This is a genomic window from Hyphomonas sp., assembly GCF_037969335.1.
Classification (GTDB): Bacteria; Pseudomonadota; Alphaproteobacteria; order Caulobacterales; family Hyphomonadaceae; genus Hyphomonas.
In genome coordinates, this window is sequence record NZ_JBBKXE010000109.1 from 1 (window position 1) to 2640 (window position 2640).

Below are 2640 nucleotides of genomic sequence, written 5' to 3' on the forward strand. Positions count from 1 at the left end.
GCGCAGGTATCGGCGGTGATTTGGTTGCCTTGACGGAAACTTGTCTGCGTTTCCACCTCATCCTCAACACCCCCCTTGCTCACCCTTAGGGAACCCCGCCTACACTCCTTCCATCACTCGTGAAGTCACCGCCGCCAGGCGGCGCAAAGGAAGGAAAACACCCATGGCAGACGCCTATATCTGCGCCGCAGTGCGCACCGCCGGGGGCCGCCGCAATGGCCGCCTCTCGGGCATCCACGCAAACGACCTCGGCGCCAAGGCGCTCGATGCTGTCGTGGCCCGCGCGGGCATCGACCCCTCGGTCATAGAAGACGTCATCTTCGGCTGCGTCACGCAGGCCGGCGAACAGGCAGGCCAGTTTGGCCGCATGGCCGTGCTCGCCTCGTCGCTGCCTGACAGCGTTCCCGCCGTCACGATCGACCGCCAGTGCGGTTCGTCGCAACAGGCCATCCAGTTCGCGGCGCAGGCCATCATGTCCGGCACGCAGGATGTCATCATCGCCGCAGGCGCTGAATCCATGTCGCGCGCACCGATGGGCTCGAACTATTTGCCCGGCTCCGGCATCTCGCCCATCTCCGACGCGATCAAGCAGAAATACGGCGTCAAAGGCTTCAGCCAGTTTGCCGGTGCCGAAATGGTCGCGAAGAAGCATGGCTTCACGCGTGACGATACCGACGCGTTCGGCGTCGAGAGCCAGCGCCGCGCCGCAGCGGCGACCGCCGCCGGTGCCTTCAAGGACGAGATCGTGCCGGTCGAGTTCGTCACGCCCGAAGGCGAGACCGCGATCCATGATACCGATGAAGGCATCCGCGCGGGCACCACGCGGGAAGTCCTGGCCGGCCTGAAGACAATGGCTGAAGGCGGCATCCTCACCGCTGGCACGTCGAGCCAGATCTGCGACGGCGCCTCCGCCGTGCTGGTCGCCTCGGCTGAGGCCGTCAAGCGCTACGGCCTGACGCCGCTCGCCCGCATCCACAACCTCACCGTCACGGCAGGCGACCCGGTCATCATGCTGGAAGAGCCGCTCTTTGCCACAGACCGCGCCCTTCAGCGCGCCGGCATGAAGATGTCCGACATTGATCTCTACGAGGTCAACGAAGCCTTCGCCTCGATCCCGCTGGCCTGGCTGAAGCATACCGGCGCCGACCCGGAAAAGCTGAACGTCAATGGCGGCGCCATTGCGCTGGGCCACCCGCTCGGCGCCACCGGCACCAAGCTGATGACCACGCTGATCTACGGCCTGAAAGCCCGCGGCAAGCGCTGGGGCCTGCAAACCATGTGCGAAGGCGGCGGCGTCGCCAACGTCACCATCATCGAGATGGCCTGATCGGAGCGGGGAGGGCGGTTCAGCCCTCCCCGCATTACGTCCCCTTTGGCGCGGCGATCTATTCGTCGGTCTGCGGCATCATTGATCCGTCATCGGATTTCATCATGGTGCACATGCCCGATTCCATCTTGGGGCAGTCCTTCATCATGTCCGGCATCATGTCCATGCAGGCCTGATGCGTCGCCATCATCTCGGGCGACATGGCGCTTTTGTCCCCGCCGTGCATATCGGCCATCATCTGCTGCTTCATCGCCATGCAGTCGGCTTGCGTGGGGGTGGCGTTTTGTTCTGTCTGCCCCATCTGCTCGGTATGTTGCATCTGCGCCTGGTTCGGATGCCAGGAGGCGCAGGATGCCAGTCCAATTGCCGACAGGCACAACAGGCTGGCGGTAGCGAGTCTTAAGGTCGTTGTTCGGAAGGGGTTGGTCATCTTGTCAGGCTCCTGTTGTGTCAATCTGACGACTGACGTCATGTTGGTGCGCTAGGTTTCGTCCTTATGCAGGAAATTGTAGATCGTGGCCGCCAGCCATGCGAGCGCTCCGGCTGACAGGCTCCAGATGAACAGGCCTGCGACGATGCCGGTCATGTTCAGGCTCCAGGACATGCCGCGGAAATCGGAATGCATCATGTGCCCGCTCATGGTCATCATGCTTCCGGGGGCAAATCCGACGAGTGCCACGCAGACCAGCCAGCCGATAGCCACGGTCAGTGAAACAGCGATGAATAGTTTGTTTGCGTTGAGCTTCATGATTCAGGCGCGCCTTGAAATGAAATTAAACATGCGCCTCATGTACAGGAACGGCAATAGCGACCGCGCTGCCTTGACGTGAATCAACAGGCGGGCTGTCGGTTTTGGCCACGGAATTCGTGCGGTCTATCGCAACTTATCCACCCCCTCCCGACCTGCGCGTATAATGCGCCGCAATGTTCAGCCTCCTCACCCCCATGCCGGGCCTGCCCTGGTACCTGCTGCCAATCTGGCCGCTGATCTTCTGGCGCATCCAGCGTTTGAGGAAATGGTTCCGGGCGGTCGGTGGTCCCGGCAGCCAGATGCTCTGGGGCGTCATGTGGAATGGCCGCGTCGTCATCATCCAGTTGTCGGATGACCTTTCCGGGCCGCATCCGGGCATTTTCCGTGCACCCGTGTCGGATCGTTTGAGGCTTGCGCTGACAGCCACCCCACATCCGTGTCCCCGCCGAACGCCGGGACTGCGAAGGGGTCAGCAATCGCATTGCGATTGCCCCGCAGAAGGCCCAAGCGCAAGCGCAGGGCTGGTCCGGATCGGCCCCATCCCAAGACACCTGACCCGTAC

Annotated in this window: 4 protein-coding genes; 2 read left to right on the forward strand and 2 right to left on the reverse strand. The window is 62.8% G+C overall.

Annotation, left to right across the window (positions count from 1 at the left end):
• Positions 1 to 163 precede the first annotated feature (163 nt).
• Positions 164 to 1327: an acetyl-CoA C-acetyltransferase gene (locus tag AADA04_RS08360; RefSeq protein WP_340692801.1), complete on the forward strand. Its 1164-nt coding sequence runs from the start codon at positions 164 to 166 to the stop codon at positions 1325 to 1327.
• Between the two features lie 58 nt (positions 1328 to 1385).
• Here the strand turns inward: AADA04_RS08360 and AADA04_RS08365 are convergent, their stop codons facing one another.
• Positions 1386 to 1757 carry a hypothetical protein gene (locus tag AADA04_RS08365; protein WP_340692802.1) on the reverse strand — a complete coding sequence of 124 codons (372 nt, stop codon included), beginning with the start codon at positions 1755 to 1757 and terminating at the stop codon, positions 1386 to 1388.
• Between the two features lie 51 nt (positions 1758 to 1808).
• The gene (locus AADA04_RS08370) at positions 1809 to 2075 is read right to left on the reverse strand and encodes a DUF5676 family membrane protein (RefSeq protein ID WP_340692803.1); all 267 of its coding nucleotides are present in this window, start codon (positions 2073 to 2075) and stop codon (positions 1809 to 1811) included.
• 176 nt (positions 2076 to 2251) lie between these two features.
• Here AADA04_RS08370 and AADA04_RS08375 point away from each other — a divergent pair.
• Positions 2252 to 2640 (forward strand): hypothetical protein (locus AADA04_RS08375; protein ID WP_340692804.1); only part of this gene is annotated, 389 nt, incomplete at its 3' end.